The following is a 25,473-nucleotide window of genomic DNA, read 5'->3' as shown; positions in this document are numbered from 1 at the left end:
CCTCCGCTCGCCCCCCGTCCCGCCCCTCCACCTCATCCCCGTACGCGAGAAGGGCCGTCCCATGCACGCGCGCAGACTCCTCACCGGCCTCGTCCCCCTGGCGCTCGTCGCGGTGACCGCGACGGCCTGCGGTGGCGACGACAAGACGAGCACCAGCGCCTCCGGCGAGAAGCTGGACAAGGTGACCCTGACGCTCAACTGGTACCCGTACGGCGAGCACGCGCCGTTCTACTACGGCAAGAAGCAGAAGATCTTCGAGGACCACGGCATCGACCTGGAGATCAGAGCCGGGCAGGGTTCCCAGAAGACCGTGCAGGCGACGGGCGCGGGGCAGACCGACTTCGGCTGGGCCGACACCCCGGCCGTGCTCGCCGGCGTCGACCAGGGCGTCAAGGTGAAGAGCCTCGGGGTGTTCCTGCAGACGACCCCCGCCTCCGTGCAGTCCTTCGCGGCCGAGGGCGTAGCGTCGCCCGCCGACCTCAAGGGCAAGACGGTCGCGGGCACGGCGGGTGACGCGCTCACCAAGACCTTCCCGATCTTCCTGCAGAAGAACGGCATGGAGATCTCCGACGTCAAGGTCCAGAACACCGACCCCGCGGGCAAGATCGCCGCGGTGATATCCGGCAAGACGGACGCGCTGCTCGGATACGCGAGCGACCAGGGCCCCACGATGCGGAGCAAGGCCGAGAAGGACGTCTCGTACCTGCGCTTCTCCGAACATGGCCTGAACTTCTACTCCAACGGCCTCATCGCGGGCGCCAAGACCCTCCAGGGCAGGGGAGACCTGGCGAAGCGGATGACCGCCGCGGTCAGTGAGGCGTGGGCGGCCGCCGAGAAGAAGCCGGGGCCCGCGGTCGCGGCGATGGAAGGGGCGTCCGAGCAACTCCCGCCGAAGGGCGTCCTGTCCGAACAGTTCAGGACGACGCTGACGTTGCTGCACACCGACGCCACCGAGGGCAAGGCGCCGGGCGCCAACACCGAGGCGGACTGGAAGCAGACCATCGAGGTCTTCTCCGAGGCGGGCATGGTCAAGAACCCCAAGTCCGTGACGGAGTACTGGGACTCGGCCAAGGGGGTCAAGGGGTGAGCATGCCCAACGACGCCACGCTCAAGAAGGTCCGGGACGGCGGGAAGCAGGGCCTTTTGGACACCGCAGCGGCCGCGCCCACGCCGGCGCCCGCCGTACGGCTCGACGACGTCGCCGTACGCTTCCGTACGAAGAAGAAGGACGTCACCGCGTTGCGCGACGTCTCGCTCGACATCGGCACCGGCGAGTTCGTGGCGCTGGTCGGCCCCTCGGGGTGTGGCAAGTCGACGCTGCTCAAGCTGGTCGCGGGGCTGCTCGGGCCCTCGTCCGGCGAGGTGCTCCTGGGTGGCGAACGGGTGCGCGGGCCGCGGCCCGACATCGGTTACGTCTTCCAGCGGGCCGCCCTCCTCGACTGGCGCTCTGCGCGGCGCAACATCCTCCTCCAGGCGGAGATGCGCAAGCTCCCCACGGAGTGGGCACGCGCGCGTGCCGACGAACTGATCCGCATGACCGGGCTCACCGGCTTCGAGGACGCCTACCCGCACGAGCTGTCCGGCGGCATGCAGCAGCGGGTCGCACTGTGCCGCGCGCTGCTGCACGAGCCGCCCGTACTGCTCATGGACGAGCCGTTCGGTGCCCTCGACGCGCTCACCCGGGAGCAGCTGAACGTCGAGCTGAACCGCATCTGGCGCGAGACCGGCACCACGGTGCTCCTGGTGACGCACTCCATCGCCGAGGCCGCGTACCTCGCGGACCGCGTCGTGGTGATGAGCCCGCGCCCGGGCACGGTCACGGAGGTCATCGAGGTCGGCCTGGAGGCGGACCGGGGGTACGCCGAGACACTCGCCTCGGTCGAGTTCCGCGAGGCGACGGGGCGGATCAGGGAGCTGCTGGGCGCAGTCTCCGCGCACGAGTAGGAGAACTCCGCGCACGACTAGGGGAACTCCGCGCAGGACCAGGAGGACTCCGCGCACGACTGGAGGCGCGTGTCCGCGATGTGGTCCACAGTTGTCCGTCATCCCATATCAGGGATAGCGTGCCAGATATGGAACATGATGGAGTCGACGCGCGCCTCGCCGCCCGGCTGTCCGAGCTGCGTGCCGAACGCGGCTGGTCCCTGGGTGAGCTGGCCGAGCTGAGCGGGATCAGCCGCTCCACCCTGTCCCGCGCCGAACGCGCGGAGATCAGCCCCACGGCGGCACTCCTGAACCGTCTGTGCGCCGTCTACGAACGGACCATGTCGCAGCTCCTGAGCGAAGTGGAGGCGGAGCCCGCGCAGTTGGTGCGCGCCGTCGACCAGGCGGTATGGGCCGACGACGAGGCGGGCTTCATGCGCTGGGCCGTCTCGCCGCCCCGCTCCGGGATGCGTGCCGAACTGGTCGAGGGCCGACTGCAGCCGGGCGCCGACCTCGCCTACGACCGCCCGCCCGTACCCGGCCTGGAGCAGCACATCTGGGTGCTCGAAGGGTCCCTCGAAGTCACCGTGCAGGGCGAGGCCCACACCCTGCGCACCGGAGACTGCCTGCGCTTCCGGCTGTGGGGCGCGTCGCGGTTCCGCTGCCGGGGCGAGGACGCCGTGCGGTACGCGCTCGTGGTGGTGAAGCCATGACCGGTGAAGCCGTGACCGGCGTCCGCACGGAGACGGCGACTCCGCCCGGAACACGCCTCGTACGCCTGGACGCCGCAGGGCTCCACGACGCCGCCGACGGGCTGGCCGACCTGCTCGTCGACACGGTTCGGGGCGGAGCGTCGCTGGGCTTCCTCGCGGATCTGGACCGGGCGGCCGCGGCGGCCTGCTGGCGCGGGCTCGTCCCGGCGGTCGCGTCCGGCAACGTCGCCGTCTGGGCGGTCCGCGACGAGGGGCACGACGTCCGACGCGTCACCGGCACCGTCAGCGTCGCCTTCACCGACAAGCCCAACGGCCGCCACCGCGCCGAGATCGCCAAGCTGATGGTGCACTCCTCCGCACGCGGGCAGGGCCTCGCCCGCGTGCTCCTCACCGCGGCCGAAGAGGCGGCGGCGGAGGCGGGCGTGACCCTCCTCGTCCTGGACACCGAGACCGGCAGCCCCGCGGAGTCCGTCTACAGGAAGGCCGGCTGGACCATGGCCGGGACCATCCCCGACTACGCGGCGGACCCGTCGGGAGCCCTCCGCGCGACAACCCTCTTCTACAAGCGGCTCGGCGCCGACAGCATCGACGCCGAGCCGGACCGCCCGGCGCGTCAGTAGCGCAGCGCCGCCAGATACGCGTAGCTGTTCCGTGCGGTGGCGAACGGATCGGCGGGGGAGTCGTGCTCGACCAGCCACTGCCGGACACCGCCCACGCGCGCGTGGGCGAACATCGCGGCGAAGTCGAGCGTCCCCGAACCGACATCGGCGAAGCCGCCGTCGGCCGCCATGTCCTTCACGTGCAGCGCGGGGAACCGCCGCCGGTGACGCCGGAAGTACGTCGACGGATCGGCGCCGCCCTTCACCGCCCAGTACACGTCCAGCTCGAAACCGACCAGTTCGGGGTCGGTCTCCGTGAGGAGGACGTCGTACAGGTTGGTGCCGTCGACCACCACATGGTCCGTGCCGTGGTTGTGGAACAGCACGGGGCCGAGCCCCGCCTCCCGCGAGGCGCGCCCGATCCTGTTGAACTGCCGCGCCGCCTCACGGAATCCACCAGGCGTGTGCAGCGCGCCGGGCAGACTCGGCACCACCGGCCACTTGGCGCCGAGGGTGTGCAGGTCGTCGAGCGCCTGAGAGAGCCCGCTGCCGGTGAGGGTGGGGTACGCGACGTGCTCCAGGACCGCCCGCAGTCCCGTGGCGTCGAGCATCCGCCGGATCCCCGCGGCGTCGTACCCGTGGCGGCCGCTCACCCCCACGGTCGCGTACCCGATCGCGGAGAGCTGCTCCAGGGTGCCCGCGAAGTCCCGCGCCAGGGCGTCGCGCATCGTGTACAGGTGCATGCCGATGCCGCCGCGCGGGACGCGTCGCTTGTGCGCCCGCTCCGCCGCCCGCGCGGGCAGCGCCCCGCCGGCCGCCGCCACGAGCCCCAGCGACGTACCGAGGGACGCACGCAGGAAGGTACGTCGGGCCCCGTCGACGGCAGACGCGTTCGAAGATCCGGTCATGGTCGTCCTCACTTCGCCGTGATCCGGACAGCGCCGGTCGTCGTGTCGCCCTTGTCGTCGGTGACGGTCAGATGCGCGGTGTACGTCCCCGCGCGCGCGTACGCGTGCTCGGCGCTGCCGCTCTCCGCGCCGCCGGGCTTGGAGTTGTCACCGAAGTCCCAGTGGTACGAGGCCGCGGTGCGGCCCGCCGGGAGCTTCACCGTGCTCGTGAGCTTGACGGCGAGAGGCGCCGGGCCACTGCCCGGTGCGGCCTTCACCGTCACCTTCGCGCCGGTCTTCTTCTCGACTCCGGGGCCGTTGAAGTGCAGCCAGTCGACCGTGAGGAGGTCGGGCTCGCCGGACGACCACTCGGGGTTGGTGAAGACGGCGTACACCGTCGTCGTGCCGTCGTGGTCGGCCAGATCGGTGGTCGGCGAGACGAAATTGCCCCAGCCGCCCGTGTTGGGCACGCTCACCTTGCCGAGCAGCTCACCCGTGGGAGACCCGGCACGGAACTCGACGTCGCCGCCGAGGCCGCCCGACGCCGCACCGACGGTCACGGAGTCGACGCCCTTGAGGTGCACCGGGTCGAAGGAGACCCAGTCACCGTCCTCGATCTCGATGAGCCGCTTGCCGCCGGACGCGTCCGCGCGGTCGCCGGTGTCCGCCCCGCCGTGCGCGCCGCCCGTGGCGGTCCGGTGCTCGGCCTCGCGGAAGGAGGTCCGCAGCGTCAGCGAGGCGGAACCGGTCAGCGCGGGCACACCGCTCGCGCCCTTGTCCTCGTACTGCGCGGTGATGCCGTAGTACAGGTTCTGTCCCGGACCGTGGCTGTCGCCGGCGTCCGTCACGATCTCGCCCGCGCAGCCGGTGTAGTTGTCCAGCGGGTGCAGATGGGTGTCGTGTCCCAGCTGGGACTGGACGACGACCCGGTCGCAGTCGATCCGCCGGTCCTCCCGGTCCGTCACCTCGACCTTGAACGGAATGGTGTCTCCGAAGCGGAACATCCCTCCGTCCGGCGGCTGTTGGATCGTCACCTCCGGTCTGGTGTTGCCGACCGTGATGTCCCGCACCGCCAGAGCGCTCAGCTCCTTCGGCCCGGTCACCTTCAGGCGGGCGGTGAACCGCCCCTTCTCGGTGTACTTGTACGTCGGGTTCGCCTCGGTCGAGTCGGTCGTGCCGTCGCCGTCGAAGTCCCATGCGTACGTGACGGGAGTGCCGCCCGGCAGTCCCGACCCCTCACTCGAGAACTTGACGGTGAGGGGCGTACGGCCGTTGTCGGGCGTCGCGGTGACCCGGGCGTCCGGGAGGCGGCCGTCCGCCACGTAGTCGATGCGGTATATGCCCGCGCCTTCGTTGCTGCCGCCGCGGCCCGTGCCGCTGCCGAGGCCGAAGTCGATGACGTACAGCGCCCCGTCAGGACCGAAATCGGCGTCGAAGGGCTGGTTCCACTTCATGTCGGAGAAGACGGAGTTGATGGACTGCAGATCGCCCGCCTTCGCCGGCGGGAAGCGCGGGTCGGTGAACGACTGGTCCTTCTCCTGGATCGAGAAGGTCTTGAACCACTGCCGGGTCAGCTCGTAGGCGAGCCACTTCCCCTCGAAGTACTCGGGGAACTTCGTCTTGTACGTGTTGGCCGCGTCGTAGTCGTAGACGGGACCGCTCATCGGGCCGCCGCCGCCCGTGCCGAGTTCGGGGAACTCCTTCGACTCGGAGTAGGCGTACCAGACGTCCGCGGGCTCGGCGGGCGGGAGTTCGCGCAGGCCGGTGTTGTTCGGGGAGTCGTTGACGAGCTTCGCGCAGTCGAACTTCGCCTTCGACGTCTTCGTCGCGAAGTCGTAGTCGTTGAACGGGGTGTTCTCGCCGACGCAGTAGGGCCAGCCGTAGTTCCCGGCCTCGGTGATCCGGTCGAACTCGACCGTTCCCTCGGGCCCGCGGTCGGCCACGGCCTTGCGCGCATCGGGACCGTAGTCGGCGATCAGCAGGGCCCCGCTGATCGGATCAGTCGTGATCCGGAAGGGGTTGCGCATGCCCATCGCGTAGATCTCGGAGCGCGTCCTCTCCGTTCCGGCGGGGAAGAGGTTCCCCTCGGGCACGGCGTACGTTCCGTCGTCCTTCGGTGTGATCCGCAGGATCTTGCCGCGCAGGTCGTTCGTGTTCCCGGAAGTGCCCTGCGCGTCCCAGGCGCGGCGCCCCTCGCGTTCGTCGATCGGCGCGAAACCGTCCGACGCGAACGGATCGGTGTTGTCGCCCGTCGCCACGTACAGATCACCCTTCTTGTCGAAGGCGATCGAACCCGCCATGTGCGAATTGGCCCGGCCCTCGCCGCGCCACGTCGGAATCGTCAGGAGCCGCTTCTCCGACGACGCCGCGACCTTGCCGCCCGCCTCCGTGAAACGCGACAGATTGATGCGCTTCTCCGTCTTGTCGGAGTGCAGCAGATAGAGCCAGTGGTTGTCCTCGAACTCCGGATCCAGCGCGAGTCCGAGCAGCCCGTCCGACTGGCTCGTCATCTCCGGTGTGTACGCGAAGTCGAGGGCCGTGGAGACCTTGAGCGTCTCCTGGTCGATGATCTTCAGCTTTCCGGTGCGCTGGACGAAGAAGACCCGGCGGTCGGGCGCGACGGCCAGTTCGAACGGGTCGGCGAGGTCGGCGGTGGCGAGCGGAGTGCGCTGGAAGGCGCCCGTCCTGGTCGCCGTGCAGTCACCCGGCCTGTCCCCCGCGGCCCACTGGATGCCGCCGAGGATGTGCCGCAGGAAGCCCTCCTCCTGGAAGGCCGACTTGGCGTGCCCGCCCGCCGTGTACCAGGAGCGGCCGCCGTCGTAGTTCTGGCACCAGGACCACGGCTGGTCGACGCCCTCGTCGAGCCCCGTGACGCCGTCGCGCACCTTGACCTGCGCCAGGGTGTGCACCTTCCCCGTGGGATTGGCGCGCCAGTTGTACCACTCCTCCGTCCGCTCCCAGAGCTCGGGAAGCCCCTTCGTGGACGGGTGCGCGTGGTCGAGCACCTTGATCCGCCCCTTCTGCACGGCCGGATGCTTGTCGAAGATCGCGCCGACCAGGCCCTCGTACCAGTCCCAGTCGCGCTCGCTCGCCGACGCGGCGTGCAGCCCTACCCAGCCGCCGCCGGCCCTGACGTACTTCTGGAAGGCCGCCCGCTGCTCCGCGTCGAGCAGATCGCCCTTCTCGGGCGTCGAGTTGGTGTTGTTGAACACGACGGCCTGGAAGCGGGCGAGATTGGCGGCGGTGAACGCCCCGGCGTCGTCGGTCGCCTCGACCTCGAAACCGTGCTCACCACCAAGCTTCTTGATCGCCTCGACCCCCGCCGGGATCGAGTCGTGGGCGAAGTTCGTGACCTTGGAGAAGACCAGGACACGGAAGGCCGGCGCGGCCTCGGCGCGGGGCGGGGCCGCGATCCCGAGACCCGCGACGAGCGCGAGCAGGGCGACGAAAACGAGCAGGGCTCTCGGTGCGCCTCTCGGCGCTCCCTTCGGAGCCGCGGAACTCATGGAACTCATGGCGCTCCCTGGGCTGGCTTGGCTGGTGGCCGGCTGCCGGTCGCCGGGTGTGCGGTGAGTTGCGTCGGCCGCTAGAAGGCGCCATCGGCCAGAAAGCGCTTTCACGAGGCGGAAAACAGGGTAGGTTCCGGTTCCGCGGAGGGTCAATGGGGCGGACGGGTCCGTACGGGGCACGCGGCGCCGTACGGGTCACGAGGCACCGTACGGGCCGCGAGGCACCGGACCGGCCGCGAGGCACCGGACGGGTCACGCGGCCACATCGGCCCGCATGACGTCCCGCGCGTGGGGGAGGCTCGCCCGAAGAGAACCAGTCGCACTCCCAGGGAGCCCGCAGCGATGCCCGACCGAGCCGAAGACACCACCGCCCCCGCCGCGTACACCGCGGGACTGCTCAACGCGGCGGACGGCGTGCCCGTCGCCACGTACACCTGGCTGCCCGCCGACGGCAGGCCGCGCGCGTACGTGCAGATCGCGCACGGAGCCGCCGAACACGCCCTGCGCTACGACCGCTTCGCCCGCCACCTGACGTCGCACGGCTACGGAGTGGTCGCCTCCGACCACCGCGGCCACGGCGCCACCGCCCAGGCCACGGGCGGCTACGGAGTGACCTCCGAAACGGCGGGCCCGGAGGGCGCCGACAGCTGGCGCGCGATCGTCGACGATCTCAAGGCCATCGGCGACCAGGTGCGCACGCTGCACCCCGGTGCCCCGTTCTTCCTCCTTGGGCACAGCCTCGGCTCGCTGCTCGCGCGGGACTACGCCCAGGAGTACGCCGACGGGCTCGCCGGTGTGATCCTTTCGGGCACGTTCCGCTCGCTGCCCGGCGCCGAGATCGAGGGGTCCATCGCCCGCCTGGAACAAGAGATCGCCGAACACGGCCGGGCGGCCCCCTCGTCGTACGTGTCGGACCTCTTCGCCTCGTTCAACGACCCGTACACCCACCGCACCGGCTTCGAGTGGCTCTCACGGGACGAGGCCGAGGTCGACGCCTACGTGGCCGACGAACGCTGCGGATTCGGCTTCTCGGCGGGGCTCTCCCTGGACTGGGTGCGCGCCGTCCGCAAGATCAACGACCCGCGCAACATCGCGCGTGTGCCCGCCGATCTGCCGATCCACATCGCGGTCGGCGAGCAGGACCCCTGCAACCAGCGGATGACGCTGGTCCACGAGCTCCTGGAGGACTACCGGTACGCGGGCGTCGAGGACCTGACGTGGAAGGGGTACCCCGACGCACGCCACGAGATCCTCAACGAGACCAACCGCGACGAGGTCCAGGAGGACCTGACGGCGTGGCTGGACAAGCGGGTGCTCTGAAGTCCGGGGCGGCTTGAGGCCCGAGGCAGCTTGAGGCCCTGGGCACGTTGAAGCCCGAGGCTGTCGGCGGGCGGCTGCCGGCGGGCGGCTGTCGGAGGGTGGCTGTCAGTGGCGTTGGCTACGGTTCTGGCATGTCGAAGTCCAGATCCCGTGCCCGCGTCACCTCCGACGACGTGCGCCGCATCGCCCTCGCCCTGCCGGAGACGGTGGAGAAGACCGCGTGGAGCATGCCCACCTTCCGCGTGGCCGGAAAGATGTTCGTGACGGTCCCCGACGACGAGACGTCCTTCGCCGTGCGCTGCCCGAAGGTCGAGCGCGACGAACTGGTCCTCGCCGAACCGGACAAGTTCTGGGTCGCCGCCCACGAGGCCGGCTCGGCCTGGGTGCGGGTGCGTCTCGCGGCCCTGGACGCCGACGAGCTCATGGACATCCTGGCCGATTCCTGGCGCCAGGCCGCGCCGCCCCGACTTCTGGAAGAACACCCCGAGTTGGGCGTCGCTCCCACGGGCTGAGGGGGCGAGGGAGCTCCTCGGCCGCACTACTCGGGCGTCGAGCGCAGATTCGGGCGTCGAGCGCAGATGGAGAGCGCTGTCTGTGCTCCATGGCATGATCCCACCACTGCCGTCGGGGAGGGGTGGGGTCAGGGTGCCGTCGGGGTCGGGAGCGCAAGTGGAGCACCACCGGGAGGCCGGGACCGACCGGGGCATCTGGTCGCGGGACTTCGGACTGTTCTTCGCGGCCCGTGCCGTGGCGAAGCTGGGCGACACGATGCTGCCGGTCGCCCTCGCCGCCGGGCTGCTGCGGCACGGGCACGGTGCCGGGGCCGTCGGACTCGCGATGGCCGCCACGACCGTCTGCTTCGCCGGTCTGGTGATCTTCGGCGGGGTCTTCGCCGACCGCTTCAGCACCCGGCTGCTGATGATCGCCGCCGACCTCGTCCGGCTCGGAACCCAGTCGCTCGCGGCGGTCTTCTTCTTCACCGGGCACGTCGTCCTCTGGCAGATCTGCGCGATCGGCGCGGTCAACGGCGCGGCCGCGGCCCTCTTCCAGCCCGGCGTGGCCAGCACGGTCCCGCGGCTCGCGGCCGACGTGCAGAAGGCCAACGGCGCGATACGGGTGGCGGAGTCGACCGCGTCCCTCGCGGGACCGGCGGCCGCCGGCGTCCTGGTCGGCCTCGCGTCCCCCGGCGCCGTCTTCGCCGCCCACGCGGGAACGTACGGGCTGAGCGCCCTGTGCCTCCTCCTGCTCCGCCTCCCGCCCGCACGCCCCGGATCACAGCCGCACAGCAAGGGCTTCCACGCCGACCTCGTGCAGGGCTGGCGGGAGTTCCGGTCCCGCACCTGGCTGTGGGGCGTCATAGCCGTCTTCAGCGTGCTGATGATCACGACCACGGGGCCGACCGTGCCGCTGGTGGCGACCCTCGTCGTCCAGGAGCACGGCTCCGGCGCCTACGGCCTGGTCAATTCCGCCCTCGGGGCGGGCACCGTCCTGGGCGGCCTCCTCGCCCTGCGGCTGCGCCCCCGCCGCATGCTCCGGGCCGGGGCGATCGCCCTGATCGCCTACAGCGCCTTCCCCGCGTCGGTCGGGGTCCAGCTGGGCGTTCCCCTGATGGCGGCGGGCGCGGCCGTCGCGGGCGCCGGTCTCTCCTTCTGGGGAGTGATGTGGGCGACGAGCGTCCAGACGCAGGTCCCGCCGGACGTCCTCAACCGCATCCACGCCTACGACGTCGCCGGGTCCCTCGCCATGCTCCCGGTCGGCCAGGCGCTCGCCGGCCCCGCGGCGAGCGCCTTCGGCGCCGAGACGGTCCTGATCACGGGCGGCGTGATGACGCTCGTGGTGTGCGCCGGCCTGTTCTCCGTACCGGCGATCCGGGGCCTGGTCCGCGCCGACGCGCCCACCCTGGTCGGACCGCGGCCGGACGTGCGCGAGGACTCCCGTGTCCGTGGCCGGTGACCCGGGTCACGCGGCGTCCCCTCCGACGGGTGAGCGATCACGGGTCGGAGTGCGGTATTGTTTCGGTGCACGTTCGGCCGGGGGAAACCCCAGGTCACACGGGCAACGGGACGTGGCGCAGCTTGGTAGCGCACTTGACTGGGGGTCAAGGGGTCGCAGGTTCAAATCCTGTCGTCCCGACTCGTGAGAGTCGCAGATCAGGGACCGTTTCAGAGCAATCTGAAACGGTCCCTTGATCGTTTTTGGGGCCCAGTTGGGGACGGGACCGTCGTCCTTGACCGCGTCAGCGGGTGACCACGGTGGGGCTCGGCAGGGAGCGTGGGACGCGCGGCGTGCGGAGATGGATATTGCGGTGAGCTTCCTGGGCGATGGTGCGCGCCCGTCCGCGTCGTGTCGGACCGATGCGGGCGGAGAACGCTTCTAGTCTTGCCCTGGTGCACCCGTTCATGACGGCAATCAGCCTCCGGGAGGTGCGGTGGCCCAGGCACCACACGCCGCTTCTGCAACCGCTTCGGTGATGGAGAGATTCGATCCGCAATGCGGCGGTGGTCCAGGAAGTCCGGGCACGCGGCGTCCGCGGGATGCATCGGGAGATCGACCTGACGGTGCAGGGCGTCGTGCGGCAAGCCCTGGACGACACGGTCGAGGAATTCGGGGCCCTCAATGTGCTGGTGGCCCTGCGCCCCCAGGCGCAGGCCGCCTACGACGCCTCGAAGGTGGCGGTGCACCAGCTCACCCGTTCCCTCGCTGCGGAGCGGGCCGCGAACGGCGTCCGCGTCAACGCACTGGCTCCCGGCTACGTGCGTACCGAGATGACCGCTGCCGACGACCCACGGTCTTCCTCGCCGGCGAGGCTTCCGCCTCCATGACCGGCCAAGTCCTCTGCATCGACGGCGGCTGCACCGCCGTGTAACCGGATCGACCGGTCGGAATGTCTGTCAACTGGTGGAGGAGGCACGCACGATGGAGCGCACCGCAGATGTCGCGGCGCTGCGGGGGCTCGCTCCGCCCGCCGCCGTGGTCTTCGACTGCGACGGCACCCTCATGGACACCGAACCGTTCGCCGACGCGGCGCGCGGCGCTGTCTTCACCCGCAGGGGACACGTCTACGACGAGGCGGCCCGCGGTGCCCTCATCGGCCTGTCCACGACCCAGGGCGGTGAGGTGATGTCCCGCCTCTTCGGCGGCAACGCATCCCGGCTCGCCGAAGAACTCGCCGAGGAACTCCTGTCCGCCGTCGCGGTGGGGGCACAACCGATGCCCGGTGCGGTGGACCTGGTGCGCCGGTCGGCCGCCTTGGTGCCGGTCGCTGTGGCCAGCAACGGCCCTCGCCCACTGCTGGACAAGACGCTCGCCCAGGGCGGCCTGGCCGGATGGCTCCCGATCACCGTCTCCGGGGACGATGTCGAGCGACCCAAGCCACACCCCGACTGCTACCTCGCAGCTTGTGCGGCCCTCGAGGTGCCGCCAGAGAGATCCTTGGCGGTGGAGGACTCATCGGTCGGCGCGCAGGCCGCCAACGCGGCGGGAATGGTCGTGCTCGGTGTGGGCAGCCGGGCGCACTGCCCACACCTGCACGCCTACGTTCCTTCTCTCGACGACCCTGCGCTCCAGTGCTGGCTCGGCACCTGGTAGCCCCGCCCGTTCGGCCTGTGGCTTCGAACTGGTCGGCCCCCGTCGGCGTGCAGGGCGGGAGCGGGGCCTGCGTTGTGGCCCTGTGTTGAATGAGGCGTTCCCCCCACCTGGGCCTCCACGGCGAACCCTTCCGCGCCTGCCTCGGCGCAGTGGCCCACCTGACGACGGCCGGCCATCCCGGCCGCGACATCGGAACGCGCTTCAGCCGTCGGTGAACTGCGGCGCGTGCTCCTCGCATCTCCGCAGCCGGCTGCTGTGCTGCGCGCATGGCAGATCAGCGGCAGTGCACGGTCGTGCGGACCGGGCAGTACGAGGGCGTCCAGGGCGGCACGTTCGGTGCGGGCATCAGCGCCCAGTCGGCGGGGGCCGAGCGGTTGTGTCTCCACCGCCTGGTGATGCCCTCGGGGACCCGAGGCCACCCTCACCTGCACGAGGGTCACGAGTCGGCCGTCTTCATCCAGTCGGGCCAGGTCGAGGTCTGGCACGGGGAGGGCCTGACGGAGCACGTGATCCTGCGGGCGGGCGACTACATCCACATCCCTGCCGACACCCCGCACATGCCGGTGAACACCGGTACCGAGGACATGGTGTGCCTGGTCGCGCGTACCGACCCCGACGAACAGGAGGGCGTCCGGCTCCTGGGCCTGCCGGCGTGGCTCGAGGACCTGGTCAGCCGGCTGCCCGTCGGGGCCGGCTGAGCCAGCCGCGATCCCGCTGCTCGCCGATTGCGCGATGGGGGGGCAACCGCTGGGCCGAACGTGGGAAACGGCGGGGGCGCGCCTGTTCATCACGCGGAGGTTCTCTGCATCATCGGCTCCGGTTGAGCGCGCGAAGGGCGACGGAATTCTCATGGTGACCGGAGTTGACCGCGTCGGCACCCGGCAGCGGCTCGGTGGGCTGCTGCACGAGGCCGCCGAGAACGGCTGTGCGGTGATGGCCTTCAACGTGGTCGGCCCGGAACGCGGCGGGCTGAGCGCTCTCGTCCGCTTCACCGTCGCCGCCGAGGACCCGTCCCGGCCGAAGCCGGCACCCGCCCCGTCGAAGCCGGCACCCGCCCCGGCCGAAGAAGGACTGGCGTCCGCCCGTGCCGCCGGCCTGGTCACCCTCGGAGTCCCGCCCTGTCCGACCCCGCCTGCCCGACCCCGCCTTCCCGGCCGGCCTGCTCCTCGACTCCCTGCAAGCCCCCGCGCTCACTCGCTGGACCGCTGCCTGGAACGGCTGACCGAGCAGGAACCCGTATCAACCAGAAAGTACACACATGGGACTGGCATACCTGCGCTCGGACGCGGACCGGGCGATGGGCGTCGGCATGGGCCGCGTACTGGCGCGGGAGACCGTCGGCTGCGGGAAGGACATGGCCCTCGCGATGCGCACGGCGCAGGGGACGAGCAAGGTGACCGCGCCCTACTGGATGGGCCGCCGCTTCCTCGGAGCCGCGGGCCGCCCGCTCGCCGACGACACCCCGCTGTCGCTGAGCTTCCTCACCCCTCGGCAGACGGCCCGCGTACGCATCCGCAGGAACCAGAGCGATCTGCTCATCCTGTGGCAGATCTTCCTGAAGCGCTTCTACGAACTCGGCGTCCATTACCGGCTCGACGAGGACATCGACACCCTCGACACGATCGTCGACCTCGGCGGCAACACTGGCCTCGCCGCGTCCTACTTCACCGCCCGCTACCGCCCCCGCACCCTGCTGACCGTGGAGCCGATCCCGCAGAACCTGGCCGTCCTGCGGCACAACGCGGCCCTGTCCGGACTCGACTGGAAGATCGAGCCGGCGGCCGTGGCCGGGGAGTCCGGCACGGCGGACTTCACCGTCAGCGCGTTCTGGGACACCTGCACCGCCGTGCCCGCGGTGGCCGCTCTGCGCCGCAGTCGCCCGTACCGGCTGGAGAACGTGCTGGCCCGTCCGGACATGCGGGTGCCCGCGAGCACTGTCGGCGAGGTGTTCACGAAGCACGGCATCGACCACGTCGACCTGCTCAAGGTCGATGTCGAGGGCAGCGAGGCCGAGGTGTTCGCCGAGGTCCAGCCGTGGATGGAGCAGGTCGAGCGGATCGTCCTGGAAGTGCACGACAAGTACATCGACGGCGAAGTGGTCCGGGCCACGATGCGCGCGGCCGGGTTCCGTCAGGTACCGCCGCGCGTCCCGGAGCCTCCCGGTTTCAACCCGGTCGAGCTGTACGTGAAGTCATGAGCGTCACTCCGGCACCGCGACGCACAGCGGTCCCTCTCGTGTGTGCCGGTGCCGGTGCCGGTGCCGGTGCCGGTGGCGGAGGTGAGAAGGGCAGGGTGCAACCGGCACGGCCTTCGGTTGTGTCCTTGCAGGCAAGAGCGCCGGGTGAGGTGTCGTCGACAGGACGTGACGTGACGGTTCATCAGGCAGCGCGGGAGCCGACTTCGGGGGAGACAGGCGTATGGAACGCAGGGGATACATCGGGACGGCGGGAGTCGTCGTGGCGCTGGCGGCGGGGAGCGTCATGGGCACGGCCACCGGGGCGGCAGCGGCTGCGCCCGCAGCCGCTGCCGCGTACAACAAGGTGTGTGGCAGCGGCTACAAAGTCGTCAACCAGATCGACATCGGACAGGTGGGAACGTCCTATCTGACCTACAACTCCGCGACGGGAAAGAACTGCGCCGTGACCATCCGCAGCACCCCGGGACCCGCCGTCCACATGTACGCCTGGGTCCAGCGGGACGACACCAGGGACTATGCGGATGACGACGGCTACTACCGCTCGTACGCCGGCCCGGTCTATCTCGATGCCAGGGGTCACTGTGTCTCCTGGGGTGGTGTGATCGCCGGTGAGTCGGCCGACAGGAGCGGCACCAACTGCGGCCGGATCACCCGGTGACACGCACCGGCCCGACTGACTGAGGGACTGGTGTCGCGGCTACGCCTCGCTGCTCCGGGAGCGTCGTACGCCGCGGCGCCGCAACCACAGCGGCAGTGCGAACCAGCAGAGGGCGAACCACAGCATGACCCCGCCGACGAGGGTTTCGGCGAGAGGGCCCGGGACCACGATGCGCAGGATCAGCAGGAGCGTGCAGCCGATGGTCAGCGCGAGGAGAATCATGCCGCACATCATCAGGCGGCCCGCGGTCTCCACCACCTCGTCCTTCATGCGCTGGCCGGACAGGAAGCGGTGGATGGAGACGGGCGCTATCAGTGATCCCGTGGCCGACGCGCCCAGGACCACAGTGATGACGTAGACGACGCGGTCGAACGTGTCCAGCTCCCGGAACAGGGGAGTGAACGCCACGCTGAGCAGGAATCCGAAGAGGATCTGCACACCTGTCTGGGCGACCCGTGTCTCTTGCAGGATCTCGTGCCAGCGGCGGTTGACCCGCTCGCGCGCGGATTCCGGCGCTTCCGCACCCTCGTTCCGTGCTTCGGCACCGTCGTTTCGCGCTTCGGCGCCATCGTTGCGTGAGCCGGCTCCGTTGTTCCGCGAGCCGTCACCGTGGTGACGCGGACAGCATGCGGTGTGCTCGTTCTCGTCCGCCGACTCGGCCGACCGCTCCGTCATGGTCATGGCATCCTCCCGTTTCCAGAGAAACCGGATGCCCCGTGAGGCCCTTCCCAAGCAGGCCGCGGGGGTTCACAGGCGGCGCGAGGCCCTCGCGTCGGAGCCCAGGAACAGGGAGAACAAGGTGAACCAGCCCCCGCAGCAGCAGTCCCCGCCCGGAACCACAGGACAGATGCGTCCCCGGCCCGACCACGGCGAGGAGACGTACCGCGGCTCCGGCCGGCTGTCCGGGAAGAGCGCCCTCGTCACCGGAGGGGACAGCGGTATCGGGCGAGCCGTGGCCATCGCCTTCGCCCGCGAGGGCGCCGACGTCCTGATCTCCTATCTCGACGAGCACGACGACGCCCGCGAGACGGCACGCTGGGTGGAGCAGGCCGGCCGCAAGGCGGTCCTGGTCCCGGGCGACCTCGCGGAGCCGGAGCACTGCCGCGCGGTGGTGCGCACAGCGGCGGAGACCTTCGGCCATATCGACGTACTCGTGTCGAACGCGGCGTACCACATGACCCGCGACACGCTGGAGGACATCCCCGACGACGAGTGGGACCACACACTCGCGGTCAACCTGAGTGCGCTGTTCCACCTGTGCAAGGCGGCCGTTCCCCACATGCGGCCGGGGGCGTCGATCATCGCCACCACCTCCGTCAACTCCGACATGCCGCCGCCGCAACTGTTGCCCTACGACGTCACCAAGGCCGGCATCGCCAACTTCGTCGGGGCCGCGTCCCAACTCCTCGCGGACAAGGGCATCCGCGTCAACAGCGTCGCGCCGGGCCCGATCCGGACGCCACTGATTCCCGCGACCCTGCCGGAGGAACAGGTGGAGGGCTTCGGGCAGGACGTGCCGCTGGGCAGGCCGGGCCAGCCCGCCGAAGTGGCGCCGGTCTACGTCATGCTCGCCTCCGACGAAGGCAGCTACGTCTCCGGGGCCCGCATCGCGGTCACCGGTGGACAGTCCATCCTGTAGGCGGCTGCCATGGGCTGGTATCCGCTGCGGCTCACCACACCGGTCAAACAGCACCTCTTCGGCGGCCGGGCCATCCCGGACCGGCTGGGGCGCACCGGCCTGCCCCCGGGCCGGATCGCCGAGACATGGGAGGTCAGCGATGACGAAGTTCATCGACGCGGCGGGGCCTCTGCCCGTGCACCCCGACGACCGCGCCGCGCGAAGCCAGGGCGAGCCGAATGGCAAGACCGAGGCGTGGCACATCCTCGACGCCGAGCCGGGCGCCACCGCCCTGGTCGGCGTGCGGCCGGGCGTGACAGCGGAAGAGCTGCGACGCGCTCTGCTGGCGGAGGACTTCGACGCCGTGATGCGCCGCCTGCCCGTGCGTGCCGGGGAGACGTTGTACGTCCCGGCCGGCACCCTGCACAGCTTCGGCCCCGGGACGCTCGTCTACGAGATCGAGCAGACCTCCGACCTCCAGGAGCACGCGATGCGTCACCGCATGGAGGACGGGTCCGCACTCTCCGACGAACAGTGGCACGCCAACATCGAGGCGCTCCTTGGGCAGTGGAAACCCGATCGGCGGCCGGATTTCGTCCCCGGCCTGCGCCTGCCCGTGGACGACGGCGTCGACCGGGTGATCCTGTGCGCCGGCCCCTACTTCGCCCTGGAACGCTGGCGCGTACAGAGCGGAGCCGTGCTCGACCACGGCTTCGCCACCGCGCACATCCTGAGCAACGCGGGAGCACCGGCCACCATCACCTGCGGTGGCCGGGCGCTGGATCTCGACCGGGGGCAGACCGTACTGCTGCCCGCCGCTCTAGGGGAAGTGCGTGTCCACGGCGCCGCCGACGTACTGGCCGGCTACCTGCCCGACCTCGAACGCGACATTCACCGGCCGCTGGCCGCCGCCGGCTACGGGCCGAACGTCGTGGCCGCCCTCGGTGAGGACTCCCGTCGGCGGTGACAGGTTGGTGACGGGTTTCGGACAAGCAGCCTGGCGGGGCCGGACATTCCACCGGGAGCGGTATCTGCCATCGGCGCGCAGGGGTGAGGATCGCGCCGCCACCGCTCCGGTGGCCTTCGTACCAGGTGAGTTCCCAGGGGGTTGGCCATGACCACGCACATCCGGAACGTCAACAGCAAGCGGCCGGTGCGCCGGTGCCGGGCCCTGGCGGTCGCCGTGGCGCTGGCCGCGGCGAGCGCCACGCTGACCGCGCTGCCACAGTCGGCCCATGCGGCGCTGCCACAGTCGGCCCATGCGGCGCTGCCACCGCAGACCATCGCGGACCCGGTGCACTACTGGAACGACGTACTCATGGAGGTCGTCCGAAGAGAGGGCGGCGGCCCCGGCCCCATGGCCAGGTCCGCCGCGATGCTGAACGCCGCCATCTACGACGCGGAGTCCTCGTACCAGCTCAAATGGAAGGGCAGGATCACCTCCGAGCCCTACCTCCGCGCCGAGAAGTACGCGGGCTGGATCGAGGGGCCGGACGAGGAGGAGCGGGTCGTCGGACGAACGGCGTACAACATCCTGCTCGGGCTCTACCCCGGGCAGACCAATTACCTCGACGCGCGGTTCCGCGCCCGCTTCGGCACCGAGCCGACCGGGTTCGACCTCCTCGACACGACGATCGTCGGTCCGATGGTCAAGCAGATGCGGGATGCCCGTCACGCCGACGGTTCCGACAACGACGAGAAGTACGTCACGGACAACAAGCCGGGTGCCTGGCGGCCCACCAGCTACCCCGACATGGTCGACCCCAACTGCACCCGCGCCAGCCAGGCCGTGACTCCCTTCTGGGGTCAGGTCAAACCCTTCGCGCTGACTTCGGGCTCACAGTTCCGGCCGCCTACCCCGGGCCTGTACGGAACGTACGAGAAGCTGCTGGCCAGCGACGCGTACAAGCAGCAGGTCGAGGCGGTCCGCACGGCCGGCGCCGACGAGCGCACCGCCAAGACCCCCGTCGTCGACCGGACCCCGGAGCAGGAAGCGGTGGCCTGGTTCTGGGCGAACGACGAGGACGGCACGTACAAGCCGCCGGGGCAGTTGCTCCAGGCCACCCGTGAGGTCGCGACCCAGGAAAAGCTCGACACCTACGAGAACGCCCGTCTGTTCGCACTCGTCTCCATCGCGATGGCGGACGCCGGGATCGCCGTGCGGGACGTGAAGTACCTGACCCCGATCGACCTGTGGCGGCCGGTGTCCGCCATCCGCGACAGCGGCCTCGACCCCCAGTGGAAGCCGCTGCTCAAGACGCGGGCGGGAGTGAACGTCTCCCCGTGCTTCCCGGCCTGGGCCTCCGGACACGCCACCTTCGGCGCCTCCTGGGCGGGGGTGATGAAGCGCTACTTCGGCAGCGACGACATCGCCTTCACCATGACCACCGACGAACCGCAGTCCCCTGTCAAGTCCCGCTCGTTCACCAGCTTCAGCCAGGCCGCCCGGGAGGACGCCCAGAGCCGGGTCTGGCTCGGCGTCCACTTCCCCTGGGACGCCGAGGACGGACTCGTGCTCGGCGACAAGATCGCCAATCACGTGTACACGACCAAGCTGCGCAAGCTCTGACGTTCCGAGGACTTCCGAGGACTTCCGAGGACGTTCCGAGGACGTGCCTGCGGATGCGGATCGCGCTCCGCGCCCTGACCCTGGATGGGGGGAGTGCAGAGAGGCAGGTACGCCCATGACGGTCATGGACAAGCTCAAGCAGATGCTCAAGGGGCACGAGGACAAGGCCGGCCAGGGAATCGACAAGGCGGGCGACTTCGTGGACGAGAGGACCCAGGGCAAGTACTCCGACCAGGTCGACACGGGCCAGGACAAGCTCCGGGAGCAGTTCGGCAACACGGACCGGTCGCAGCAGGACCCGCCGCAGAGCTGAGGCGGGGGAGACCGCCACGGCCCCGCCCCTCCGCATGACGCGGAGGGGCGGGGCCTCCCTCTGTGTGGCTCCAACGTGGTGTCGTTAATGGCTCACGGTGGTGCCAGATGTGTGCCATGATGGCGTCAAGGGGTGGCGCACCCGGTCTCACAGGCCGAGAGGTGCGCTTCTCGGGGAGACAGCCGTCGAAGGGGTTGGGGACGTGGGGACAGCAGAGAGCCGGCAGCAGGAAGCACCAGGCGCCTGCGCCGCCTTCGCCCGGTTCGTGCTCTGCGGCGGCGGAGTGGGGCTCGCCTCCAGCTTCGCCGTGGCGGCCCTCGCCGCGTGGCTTCCCTGGGCGCTGGCCAACGCCCTGATCACGGTCGTCTCCACGCTCCTCGCCACCGAGCTCCACGCCCGCTTCACCTTCGGCGCGGGCGGCCGCGCGACCTGGCGGCAGCACACGCAGTCGGCCGGCTCCGCGGCCGCCGCGTACGTCGTGACCTGTGCGGCGATGCTGGCCCTGCAACAGCTGGTGGCGGCGCCCGGTGCGGTGGTCGAGCAGGTCGTCTACCTGTCCGCCTCCGCGCTCGCCGGAGTCGCACGCTTCGTGGTGCTGCGCCTCGTCGTCTTCTCGCGGAACCGTTCGCAGGTCGCGGCCACCTCCGTGCGTACCGCCCGTCAGGCGCACGCGGCCGTGGGCACCGCAGCGCTCTGCCGCGCCGCCTGACGGCCACGTGTCTGTGCCCCCGGGAGCGTCGTGCGTCCGGGGGCGGGGACGGGCGTCGTGCCCGGGTGGTCCGGGGCGTACGGGCAGTTACGCGGAAGTGTGCGCGAGCTCCTGGCCGAGGTGGTGGGCGAGCTGCGCGGGTGTCGGGTTCTCGACGATGGCGACCATGGCGATCTCCATGCCGGTCAGCGTCATCAGCGTCTTGGTGAGTTCGAGAGCGGTTAGGGAGTTGAGGCCGTTCTCGAGGAAGTTGCTGTCGTCGCCGAGGGTGGTGTTCAGGAGGGTGCCGGCCTGCGTGCGGATGGTGTCGGTGAGGAGCCGCTCGCGCTCCTCGGGGGTGGCCGCGGCGAGCTGCTTCTCCAGCTCGGTGGCGTCCTGGCCGGCGGTGTTGTCGGTGCTGGTCATGAATGCTCCTGTGTGAGTGGGGTGGTGGCGGGTCAGACCGAGGCGTGCGTGGTGTGGTCGTGCAGCCAGTAACGCGTGGCTTGGAAGGGGTACGTCGGGAGGTCGAGGGTCCGGGGGTGCGGTGTGCGCCGGACGAGCGGGGTCCAGTCGACGGTGCCGCCCGTGGTGTGGAGCCGCGCGAGGGCGGTCAGCAGGTCCCGTACGGCGGGCCTCTCCGGAGAGGGGGCGCCCATCTGGAGAAGCGTGTGGGTCCCGGGGTCGGGAAGTGCGGTGGCGGAGGGCGAGGTGAGGTGGTGGTGCCAGTAACCGGGGGAGTCGACGGGGAGATCGGCCGGGGCGGTGCCGGTGAGCGCGAGCGTGGGGGAGCGGAACGTGAGCTGCTTCAGCACCGGCTCGTAGGCGTCCGGCGGGGGCGGTTGCGCACCGTCGGCGCCGGCGGTGGCCGCGGCGTGGGCCGCGGCCAGGCGGCACGCGTCGTCGAGGGTCAGGACGCCGGCCGCGTACGCGGCGGCGATGTGGCCGACACCGTCCCCGGTGAGGGTGTGGGGACGGGCCCCTGTTTCGAGGAGCAGCCGGGCGAGCGCGGTGTGCGCCGCGAAGCACGTGGTGAAGGCATCGGCGGGCGGCGGGGACGTGAGGTGGGTGCCGAGGAGCGCGCGGGCTTCGTCGAAGGCGGTCGCGAAGAGCGGGAACGCCGAGTGGAAGTCGGAGCCGTCCCAGGGAGGGCTCTCGGGCGTGACCCCGTCGGAGGGGCGGCCGTCGAAGTGCCAGGCGGTCTTCTCGGCGCTGCTGCCGGTGGCGCCCCTGACCAGGTCGGGGTGGTCCTCTCCCGCTGCCAGGGCGCGGGCGGCGGAGAGCAGTTGGGCGTGGTCCGTGCCGGTGAGGACCGCGCGGTGCTCCAGGGGGCTGCGGGTGGCGGCGAGCGAGTAGGCGACGTCGGCCGGGGAAGGGGCGGGATCGGTGGCCGCCAGATGGGCGACGAGGGCCTTTGCCTGGGCCCGGAGGGCCTCGGGGGTACGGGCCGACAGGACCCAGGCCACCGGCGGTTCCGGCGATGAGGTGACGTCCGCCGCCTCGGCAGGGGCGGCGTCCGGTGCCGGGGGCTCTTCGAGGATGAGGTGGGCGTTGGTGCCGGAAGTGGCGAAGGCGGAGATGCCGGCGCGGCGGGGCTCCTCGCGGCGGGGCCAGTCGACCGCCTCGGTGAGCAGCTTGACCGCGCCCTTCTTCCACGCGGCGAGAGGGGTGGGGCGGTCGACGTGGAGGGTCGGCGGCAGGGTGCCGTGCCGGAGGGCCTGGACCATCTTGATGAGCGCGGCGGTTCCGGCGGCGCCCTGCGTGTGGCCGGTGTTGGACTTGACGGAGCCGAGCCACAGCGGCCGGTCGGGGGAGCGGTTGGCGCCGTAGGTGGCGAGGAGGGCCTGGACCTCGATGGCGTCACCGATGGGCGTGCCCGTGCCGTGCGCCTCGACGGCGTCGACTTGGTCAGGGGTGAGTCGCGCGTCGGCGAGCGCGGCGCGGATCACGTGCTGCTGGGAGGGGCCGTTGGGGGCCGCGAGGCCGTAGCCGGCGCCGTCCTGGTTCACCGCGGAGCCGCGTATGACGGCGAGCACCGGGTGGTCGTTCCGCTTCGCGTCGCTCAGGCGCTCCAGCAGGACGAGGCCGACGCCCTCGCCCAGGCCCATGCCGTCGGCCGCGGCGGCGAACGGCTTGCAACGGCCGTCCTGCGCGAGCGACTTCTGGTGGGCGAAGGCGTGGAAGGTGTGCGGCGTCGACATGACGGTGCCACCGCCTGCGAGGGCGAGCCGGCACTCTCCGCGGCGCAGCGCCTGGCAGGCCAGATGGAGGGCGACCAGGGACGACGAGCAGGCCGTGTCGACGCTGATGGCGGGGCCTTCGAGCCCCAGTGCGTAGGCGATGCGGCCCGAGACGAGGCTGCCGGAGGTGCCGCCGCCCAGGTAGGGCAGCAGCTCGTCGGGCGCGGTCTCCAGGCGTGTGGCGTAGTCGTGCCCGGTGGCGCCGACGTAGACGCCGGTGAGGGTGGAGCGCAGGGTGTGCGGGGCGATGCGGCCGCGTTCGACCGCCTCCCAGGCGAGGTGCAGCATGAGGCGCTGGAGGGGCTCGGTGGCCACGGCCTCGTCGGCGCCGATGTCGAAGAAGCCCGCGTCGAAGCCCGCCGCGTCGTCGAGGAAGCCGCCGAGCTCCGCGTACGGGCGTTCCTCGGGGAGCTCCCAGGCGCGGTCGTCGGGGAAACCGGTGACGGCGTCGCGTCCTTCGGACACCAGGTCCCACAGGTCGTCCGGGGTGCGGGTCTTGCCGGGCAGCCGGCAGGCCATGGACACGACGGCGATCGGTTCGTGCTGTGCGGCCTCGAGTTCGCGCAGCTGCCGCTGTGCCTGGTGCAGCTCGGCGGTCGTCCACTTGAGGTACTCGACGAGCTTCTCTTCGTTCGCCACGGGAATGGTCAGCCTTCCTGTTCTCGCGCGTGAAGCCTCAGGTGGAACGAGGTGGGACGAGGTGGGACGAGGTGGGCAGGCGGGAGCCGCGCGCTGTCCTTGTCAGGGTTGCCGCGGCTGCTTAAGCGGGTCTAACTCCTGCCTTGCCGCCGGGACGTGCCGCTCTCGCGGGCGGCGGCAGCTCGCGTGCCAGCAGGAGGAGGTCGGCGGCGATCTCGTCGGGTGCGCCGGCGTGCAGATCGTGGTCGGAGCCCGGGTACCAGCGCACGCTCGCCTGGTCCAGGGCCTCCTCGGCGGCGGCCACCCATGCCCGTACCTGGTCGGACAGTTGGGGTATGGCGGGAATGATGGGCAGCAGCCGGACCGGCACGGTGATCTTCGGGTACCAGTCGGCGGGGGCCTCGCGCTGGAGGCTCTCTACGATCGACATGACCTGTTCCGAGGTCAGGCGGGGGACGAGCAGGCCGTCCGGCCCGACGCGGTAGTCCGCGAGGCGCGCCTCGATGGAGGTGGACGACCACTCGGGGTGTGTGGCCTTCAGGTAGGCGCGCATGTCGGCGGCGCTGGTGGTGCCCTGCTGTGCGCGCCGCACCACGTCGGCGGTGCGTTCCCAGAAGGCACGCATCACCGGCCCGTCGAACTCGTACCAGCCGCCGTCGATCAGCGCCAGACCGGCCACCAGCTCGGGGCGTTCGGCCGCCAGGCGCAGGGCGAGGTGCGCGCCCCAGGAGTGCCCGGCCACCAGCGCGCCGGACAGGCCGAGGGCGGTGACCGCCTCGACCAGGTCCGTGACGACGGCCGCGTTCTCGTAGCCGTCGGGCGGCGCGTCCGAGTCGCCGTGGCCGCGGTGGTCGACGGCGTAGACCGGGTGTCCCGCGGTGGCGAGGCGTCCGGCGACCTCGTCCCACATCCGGGCGTTCGAGAGCATGCCGTGCAGCAGCAGGAACGGGCGGCCCGTGGCTCCCGGTGCGCCTGCGGGCCGGTGCCGGACGTTGAGGGAGACGGTCTGCGACACGGGGATGCGGAGGTTCTTCACAGGCGGGCCCTTGTGATCCCTTGTGCTGGGGGAGGACGGCGGGGACGGCACGCTCAGGGGCGCTGCGCGGTCGCGAAGATGTACCCCAGCTCGGGCATCTTGCCGAGGGCCGCCTGGTTGTGCAGGAAGAGCTCGTATCCCTCTACGCCGATGATGTCGACGTACTCGTCCCGGTGGGCGCGGATCCACTCGACGTAGCCGTCGTAGGTCTTGGCGGTCTCGCGGGTGATGTCGGTCAGTTCGAGGACCGTCCAGCCCGCGGCGCGGAAGATGTCGGGGTAGTCCCCGATGTCGGTGAGCGCGGCGTAGATGGTGGTGTCGCTGACGGTCGCGGTCCGCGGCCTGCTGGGGTCGGGGTTGAGGTACACCATGTCGGCGATCGGCATGCGGGCGCCGGGCTTCACGACCCGGTGGGCCTCGGTGAGGACCTGCTGCTTGTCGGGCATGTGGAGCATGGACTCCAGGGCCCAGCAGTGGTCGAAGGAACCGTCGTCGAACGGCAGGTTCATGGCGTCGACCTGCTCGAACCTGACCCGGTCGGCGAGGCCGGCCTCGCGGGCCCGGCGGTTGCCGCGCTCGACCTGGCGGGCGCTGACGGAGATGCCGACCACCTCGACGTCGCGGGCGCGGGCCAGCTGCATGGCCGGGGTGCCGTTGCCGCAGCCGATGTCGAGGACGCGGTCGCCGGGGGCGGGGTCGAGGCGGCGGATCATCTCGTCGGTCATCTGGACCATGGCCTCGTCGAAGGTGGCCTGCTGCTCGCCGCCGTCGAACCAGTAGCCGTAGTGCAGATTGCCGTCCCCGAGCTGAGTCATCAGATCGAAGACCTTGTGGTCGTAGTAGTGGCCGATGTCGCTGGGCTCGGGGGCGACGGTCTTGTTCACCGTCGGGGGCTTCTTGGTCGTCGCGTTCTCCGTCACCACCTCAGCGTCACCGCGCGCCGACAGGGGTCACAACCCCACCGCCGCCCCTCAAC

At 71.0% G+C, this 25,473-nt stretch carries 24 protein-coding genes and 1 tRNA gene; 18 read left to right on the top strand and 7 right to left on the bottom strand.

The features are described from left to right. The first annotated feature begins 61 nt into the window (after positions 1-61). The 4 genes from AB0N81_RS13545 (at position 62) to AB0N81_RS13530 (ending at position 3,256) form a co-directional block, all read left to right on the top strand. Complete coding sequence (locus tag AB0N81_RS13545) at positions 62-1,087, top strand: ABC transporter substrate-binding protein (RefSeq protein WP_365357960.1); 1,026 nt, start codon at positions 62-64, stop codon at positions 1,085-1,087. Between the two features lie 2 nt (positions 1,088-1,089). Further along, positions 1,090-1,944 carry an ABC transporter ATP-binding protein gene (locus tag AB0N81_RS13540; RefSeq protein ID WP_365357959.1) on the top strand — a complete coding sequence of 285 codons (855 nt, stop codon included), beginning with the start codon at positions 1,090-1,092 and terminating at the stop codon, positions 1,942-1,944. Between the two features lie 128 nt (positions 1,945-2,072). After that, a complete protein-coding gene (locus AB0N81_RS13535; RefSeq protein WP_365357958.1) occupies positions 2,073-2,636 on the top strand; it encodes an XRE family transcriptional regulator in 564 nt (187 codons plus the stop codon). Continuing rightward, positions 2,633-3,256, top strand: a complete 624-nt coding sequence (locus AB0N81_RS13530; RefSeq protein WP_365357956.1) for a GNAT family N-acetyltransferase — start codon at positions 2,633-2,635, stop codon at positions 3,254-3,256. The genes AB0N81_RS13535 and AB0N81_RS13530 overlap by 4 nt, the downstream gene beginning before the upstream one ends. Here AB0N81_RS13530 and AB0N81_RS13525 read toward each other — a convergent pair. Beyond that, complete coding sequence (locus tag AB0N81_RS13525) at positions 3,250-4,143, bottom strand: sugar phosphate isomerase/epimerase (protein ID WP_365357955.1); 894 nt, start codon at positions 4,141-4,143, stop codon at positions 3,250-3,252. The genes AB0N81_RS13530 and AB0N81_RS13525 overlap by 7 nt on opposite strands. Positions 4,144-4,151: 8 nt before the next feature. Next, a complete protein-coding gene (locus tag AB0N81_RS13520) occupies positions 4,152-7,637 on the bottom strand; it encodes a ThuA domain-containing protein (protein WP_365357954.1) in 3,486 nt (1,161 codons plus the stop codon). Positions 7,638-7,973: 336 nt separating this feature from the next. Between AB0N81_RS13520 and AB0N81_RS13515 the strand changes: the two genes are divergently transcribed. The 9 genes from AB0N81_RS13515 (at position 7,974) to AB0N81_RS13475 (ending at position 15,394) form a co-directional block, all read left to right on the top strand. Continuing rightward, the gene (locus AB0N81_RS13515; protein WP_365357953.1) at positions 7,974-8,951 is read left to right on the top strand and encodes an alpha/beta hydrolase; all 978 of its coding nucleotides are present in this window, start codon (positions 7,974-7,976) and stop codon (positions 8,949-8,951) included. Positions 8,952-9,082: 131 nt separating this feature from the next. Next, positions 9,083-9,463: an MmcQ/YjbR family DNA-binding protein gene (locus tag AB0N81_RS13510; protein WP_365357952.1), complete on the top strand. Its 381-nt coding sequence runs from the start codon at positions 9,083-9,085 to the stop codon at positions 9,461-9,463. A gap of 157 nt (positions 9,464-9,620) precedes the next feature. Continuing rightward, positions 9,621-10,904, top strand: a complete 1,284-nt coding sequence (locus tag AB0N81_RS13505; RefSeq protein ID WP_365357951.1) for an MFS transporter — start codon at positions 9,621-9,623, stop codon at positions 10,902-10,904. Positions 10,905-11,010: 106 nt separating this feature from the next. Continuing rightward, positions 11,011-11,084, top strand: a tRNA-Pro gene (locus tag AB0N81_RS13500). A 365-nt stretch (positions 11,085-11,449) separates the two neighbouring features. Then, complete coding sequence (locus tag AB0N81_RS13495) at positions 11,450-11,773, top strand: SDR family NAD(P)-dependent oxidoreductase (RefSeq protein WP_365357950.1); 324 nt, start codon at positions 11,450-11,452, stop codon at positions 11,771-11,773. Between the two features lie 94 nt (positions 11,774-11,867). After that, positions 11,868-12,539 carry an HAD family phosphatase gene (locus tag AB0N81_RS13490; protein WP_365357949.1) on the top strand — a complete coding sequence of 224 codons (672 nt, stop codon included), beginning with the start codon at positions 11,868-11,870 and terminating at the stop codon, positions 12,537-12,539. A gap of 266 nt (positions 12,540-12,805) precedes the next feature. Next, positions 12,806-13,237: a cupin domain-containing protein gene (locus tag AB0N81_RS13485; protein ID WP_365357948.1), complete on the top strand. Its 432-nt coding sequence runs from the start codon at positions 12,806-12,808 to the stop codon at positions 13,235-13,237. A 560-nt stretch (positions 13,238-13,797) separates the two neighbouring features. Next, complete coding sequence (locus AB0N81_RS13480; protein ID WP_365357947.1) at positions 13,798-14,736, top strand: FkbM family methyltransferase; 939 nt, start codon at positions 13,798-13,800, stop codon at positions 14,734-14,736. 220 nt (positions 14,737-14,956) lie between these two features. Further along, positions 14,957-15,394, top strand: coding sequence for a spore-associated protein A (locus tag AB0N81_RS13475; RefSeq protein WP_365357946.1), 438 nt, complete (start codon positions 14,957-14,959; stop codon positions 15,392-15,394). A gap of 39 nt (positions 15,395-15,433) precedes the next feature. Here the strand turns inward: AB0N81_RS13475 and AB0N81_RS13470 are convergent, their stop codons facing one another. Further along, positions 15,434-16,075 carry a DUF6328 family protein gene (locus AB0N81_RS13470; RefSeq protein WP_365357945.1) on the bottom strand — a complete coding sequence of 214 codons (642 nt, stop codon included), beginning with the start codon at positions 16,073-16,075 and terminating at the stop codon, positions 15,434-15,436. A gap of 118 nt (positions 16,076-16,193) precedes the next feature. Between AB0N81_RS13470 and AB0N81_RS13465 the strand changes: the two genes are divergently transcribed. From AB0N81_RS13465 to AB0N81_RS13445, 5 genes are all read left to right on the top strand, one after another. After that, on the top strand, positions 16,194-17,033 hold the full coding sequence (locus AB0N81_RS13465) for an SDR family oxidoreductase (RefSeq protein ID WP_365357944.1): 840 nt from the start codon (positions 16,194-16,196) through the stop codon (positions 17,031-17,033). A 139-nt stretch (positions 17,034-17,172) separates the two neighbouring features. Continuing rightward, on the top strand, positions 17,173-17,979 hold the full coding sequence (locus AB0N81_RS13460) for a mannose-6-phosphate isomerase (protein ID WP_365357943.1): 807 nt from the start codon (positions 17,173-17,175) through the stop codon (positions 17,977-17,979). A gap of 147 nt (positions 17,980-18,126) precedes the next feature. After that, positions 18,127-19,581 carry a vanadium-dependent haloperoxidase gene (locus AB0N81_RS13455; protein WP_365357942.1) on the top strand — a complete coding sequence of 485 codons (1,455 nt, stop codon included), beginning with the start codon at positions 18,127-18,129 and terminating at the stop codon, positions 19,579-19,581. Positions 19,582-19,696: 115 nt separating this feature from the next. Continuing rightward, a complete protein-coding gene (locus AB0N81_RS13450; RefSeq protein WP_365357941.1) occupies positions 19,697-19,894 on the top strand; it encodes an antitoxin in 198 nt (65 codons plus the stop codon). Positions 19,895-20,096: 202 nt separating this feature from the next. After that, positions 20,097-20,603, top strand: coding sequence for a hypothetical protein (locus AB0N81_RS13445; RefSeq protein WP_365357940.1), 507 nt, complete (start codon positions 20,097-20,099; stop codon positions 20,601-20,603). 87 nt (positions 20,604-20,690) lie between these two features. On the opposite strand, the gene AB0N81_RS13440 is transcribed toward AB0N81_RS13445, so the two are convergent. The 4 genes from AB0N81_RS13440 to AB0N81_RS13425 all read right to left on the bottom strand — a co-directional run bounded on the left by AB0N81_RS13440 (position 20,691) and on the right by AB0N81_RS13425 (position 25,417). After that, a complete protein-coding gene (locus AB0N81_RS13440) occupies positions 20,691-21,008 on the bottom strand; it encodes an acyl carrier protein (RefSeq protein WP_365357939.1) in 318 nt (105 codons plus the stop codon). Positions 21,009-21,040: 32 nt separating this feature from the next. Continuing rightward, complete coding sequence (locus AB0N81_RS13435; protein WP_365357938.1) at positions 21,041-23,461, bottom strand: type I polyketide synthase; 2,421 nt, start codon at positions 23,459-23,461, stop codon at positions 21,041-21,043. A gap of 121 nt (positions 23,462-23,582) precedes the next feature. Further along, complete coding sequence (locus AB0N81_RS13430) at positions 23,583-24,497, bottom strand: alpha/beta hydrolase (protein ID WP_365357937.1); 915 nt, start codon at positions 24,495-24,497, stop codon at positions 23,583-23,585. A 53-nt stretch (positions 24,498-24,550) separates the two neighbouring features. After that, the gene (locus AB0N81_RS13425; protein WP_365357936.1) at positions 24,551-25,417 is read right to left on the bottom strand and encodes a methyltransferase domain-containing protein; all 867 of its coding nucleotides are present in this window, start codon (positions 25,415-25,417) and stop codon (positions 24,551-24,553) included. Positions 25,418-25,473: the final 56 nt, after the last annotated feature.

The organism is Streptomyces sp. NPDC093510, assembly GCF_040683555.1.
In the GTDB taxonomy this organism is placed as follows: Bacteria; Actinomycetota; Actinomycetes; order Streptomycetales; family Streptomycetaceae; genus Streptomyces.
The sequence above is the reverse complement of the archived record's forward strand: the minus strand, read 5'-3'. Positions and strand labels throughout refer to the sequence as shown.

Coding starts and splice junctions, on each gene's coding strand:
- AB0N81_RS13480 (WP_365357947.1), top strand. CDS start 13,798: ATGGGACTGGCATACCTGCGCTCGGACGCGGACCGGGCGATGGGCGTC.
- AB0N81_RS13475 (WP_365357946.1), top strand. CDS start 14,957: ATGGAACGCAGGGGATACATCGGGACGGCGGGAGTCGTCGTGGCGCTG.
- AB0N81_RS13470 (WP_365357945.1), bottom strand. CDS start 16,075: ATGACCATGACGGAGCGGTCGGCCGAGTCGGCGGACGAGAACGAGCAC.
- AB0N81_RS13545 (WP_365357960.1), top strand. CDS start 62: ATGCACGCGCGCAGACTCCTCACCGGCCTCGTCCCCCTGGCGCTCGTC.
- AB0N81_RS13525 (WP_365357955.1), bottom strand. CDS start 4,143: ATGACCGGATCTTCGAACGCGTCTGCCGTCGACGGGGCCCGACGTACC.
- AB0N81_RS13460 (WP_365357943.1), top strand. CDS start 17,173: ATGACGAAGTTCATCGACGCGGCGGGGCCTCTGCCCGTGCACCCCGAC.
- AB0N81_RS13520 (WP_365357954.1), bottom strand. CDS start 7,637: ATGAGTTCCATGAGTTCCGCGGCTCCGAAGGGAGCGCCGAGAGGCGCA.
- AB0N81_RS13450 (WP_365357941.1), top strand. CDS start 19,697: ATGACGGTCATGGACAAGCTCAAGCAGATGCTCAAGGGGCACGAGGAC.
- AB0N81_RS13540 (WP_365357959.1), top strand. CDS start 1,090: ATGCCCAACGACGCCACGCTCAAGAAGGTCCGGGACGGCGGGAAGCAG.
- AB0N81_RS13535 (WP_365357958.1), top strand. CDS start 2,073: ATGGAACATGATGGAGTCGACGCGCGCCTCGCCGCCCGGCTGTCCGAG.
- AB0N81_RS13455 (WP_365357942.1), top strand. CDS start 18,127: ATGACCACGCACATCCGGAACGTCAACAGCAAGCGGCCGGTGCGCCGG.
- AB0N81_RS13515 (WP_365357953.1), top strand. CDS start 7,974: ATGCCCGACCGAGCCGAAGACACCACCGCCCCCGCCGCGTACACCGCG.
- AB0N81_RS13485 (WP_365357948.1), top strand. CDS start 12,806: ATGGCAGATCAGCGGCAGTGCACGGTCGTGCGGACCGGGCAGTACGAG.
- AB0N81_RS13440 (WP_365357939.1), bottom strand. CDS start 21,008: ATGACCAGCACCGACAACACCGCCGGCCAGGACGCCACCGAGCTGGAG.
- AB0N81_RS13530 (WP_365357956.1), top strand. CDS start 2,633: ATGACCGGTGAAGCCGTGACCGGCGTCCGCACGGAGACGGCGACTCCG.
- AB0N81_RS13490 (WP_365357949.1), top strand. CDS start 11,868: ATGGAGCGCACCGCAGATGTCGCGGCGCTGCGGGGGCTCGCTCCGCCC.
- AB0N81_RS13510 (WP_365357952.1), top strand. CDS start 9,083: ATGTCGAAGTCCAGATCCCGTGCCCGCGTCACCTCCGACGACGTGCGC.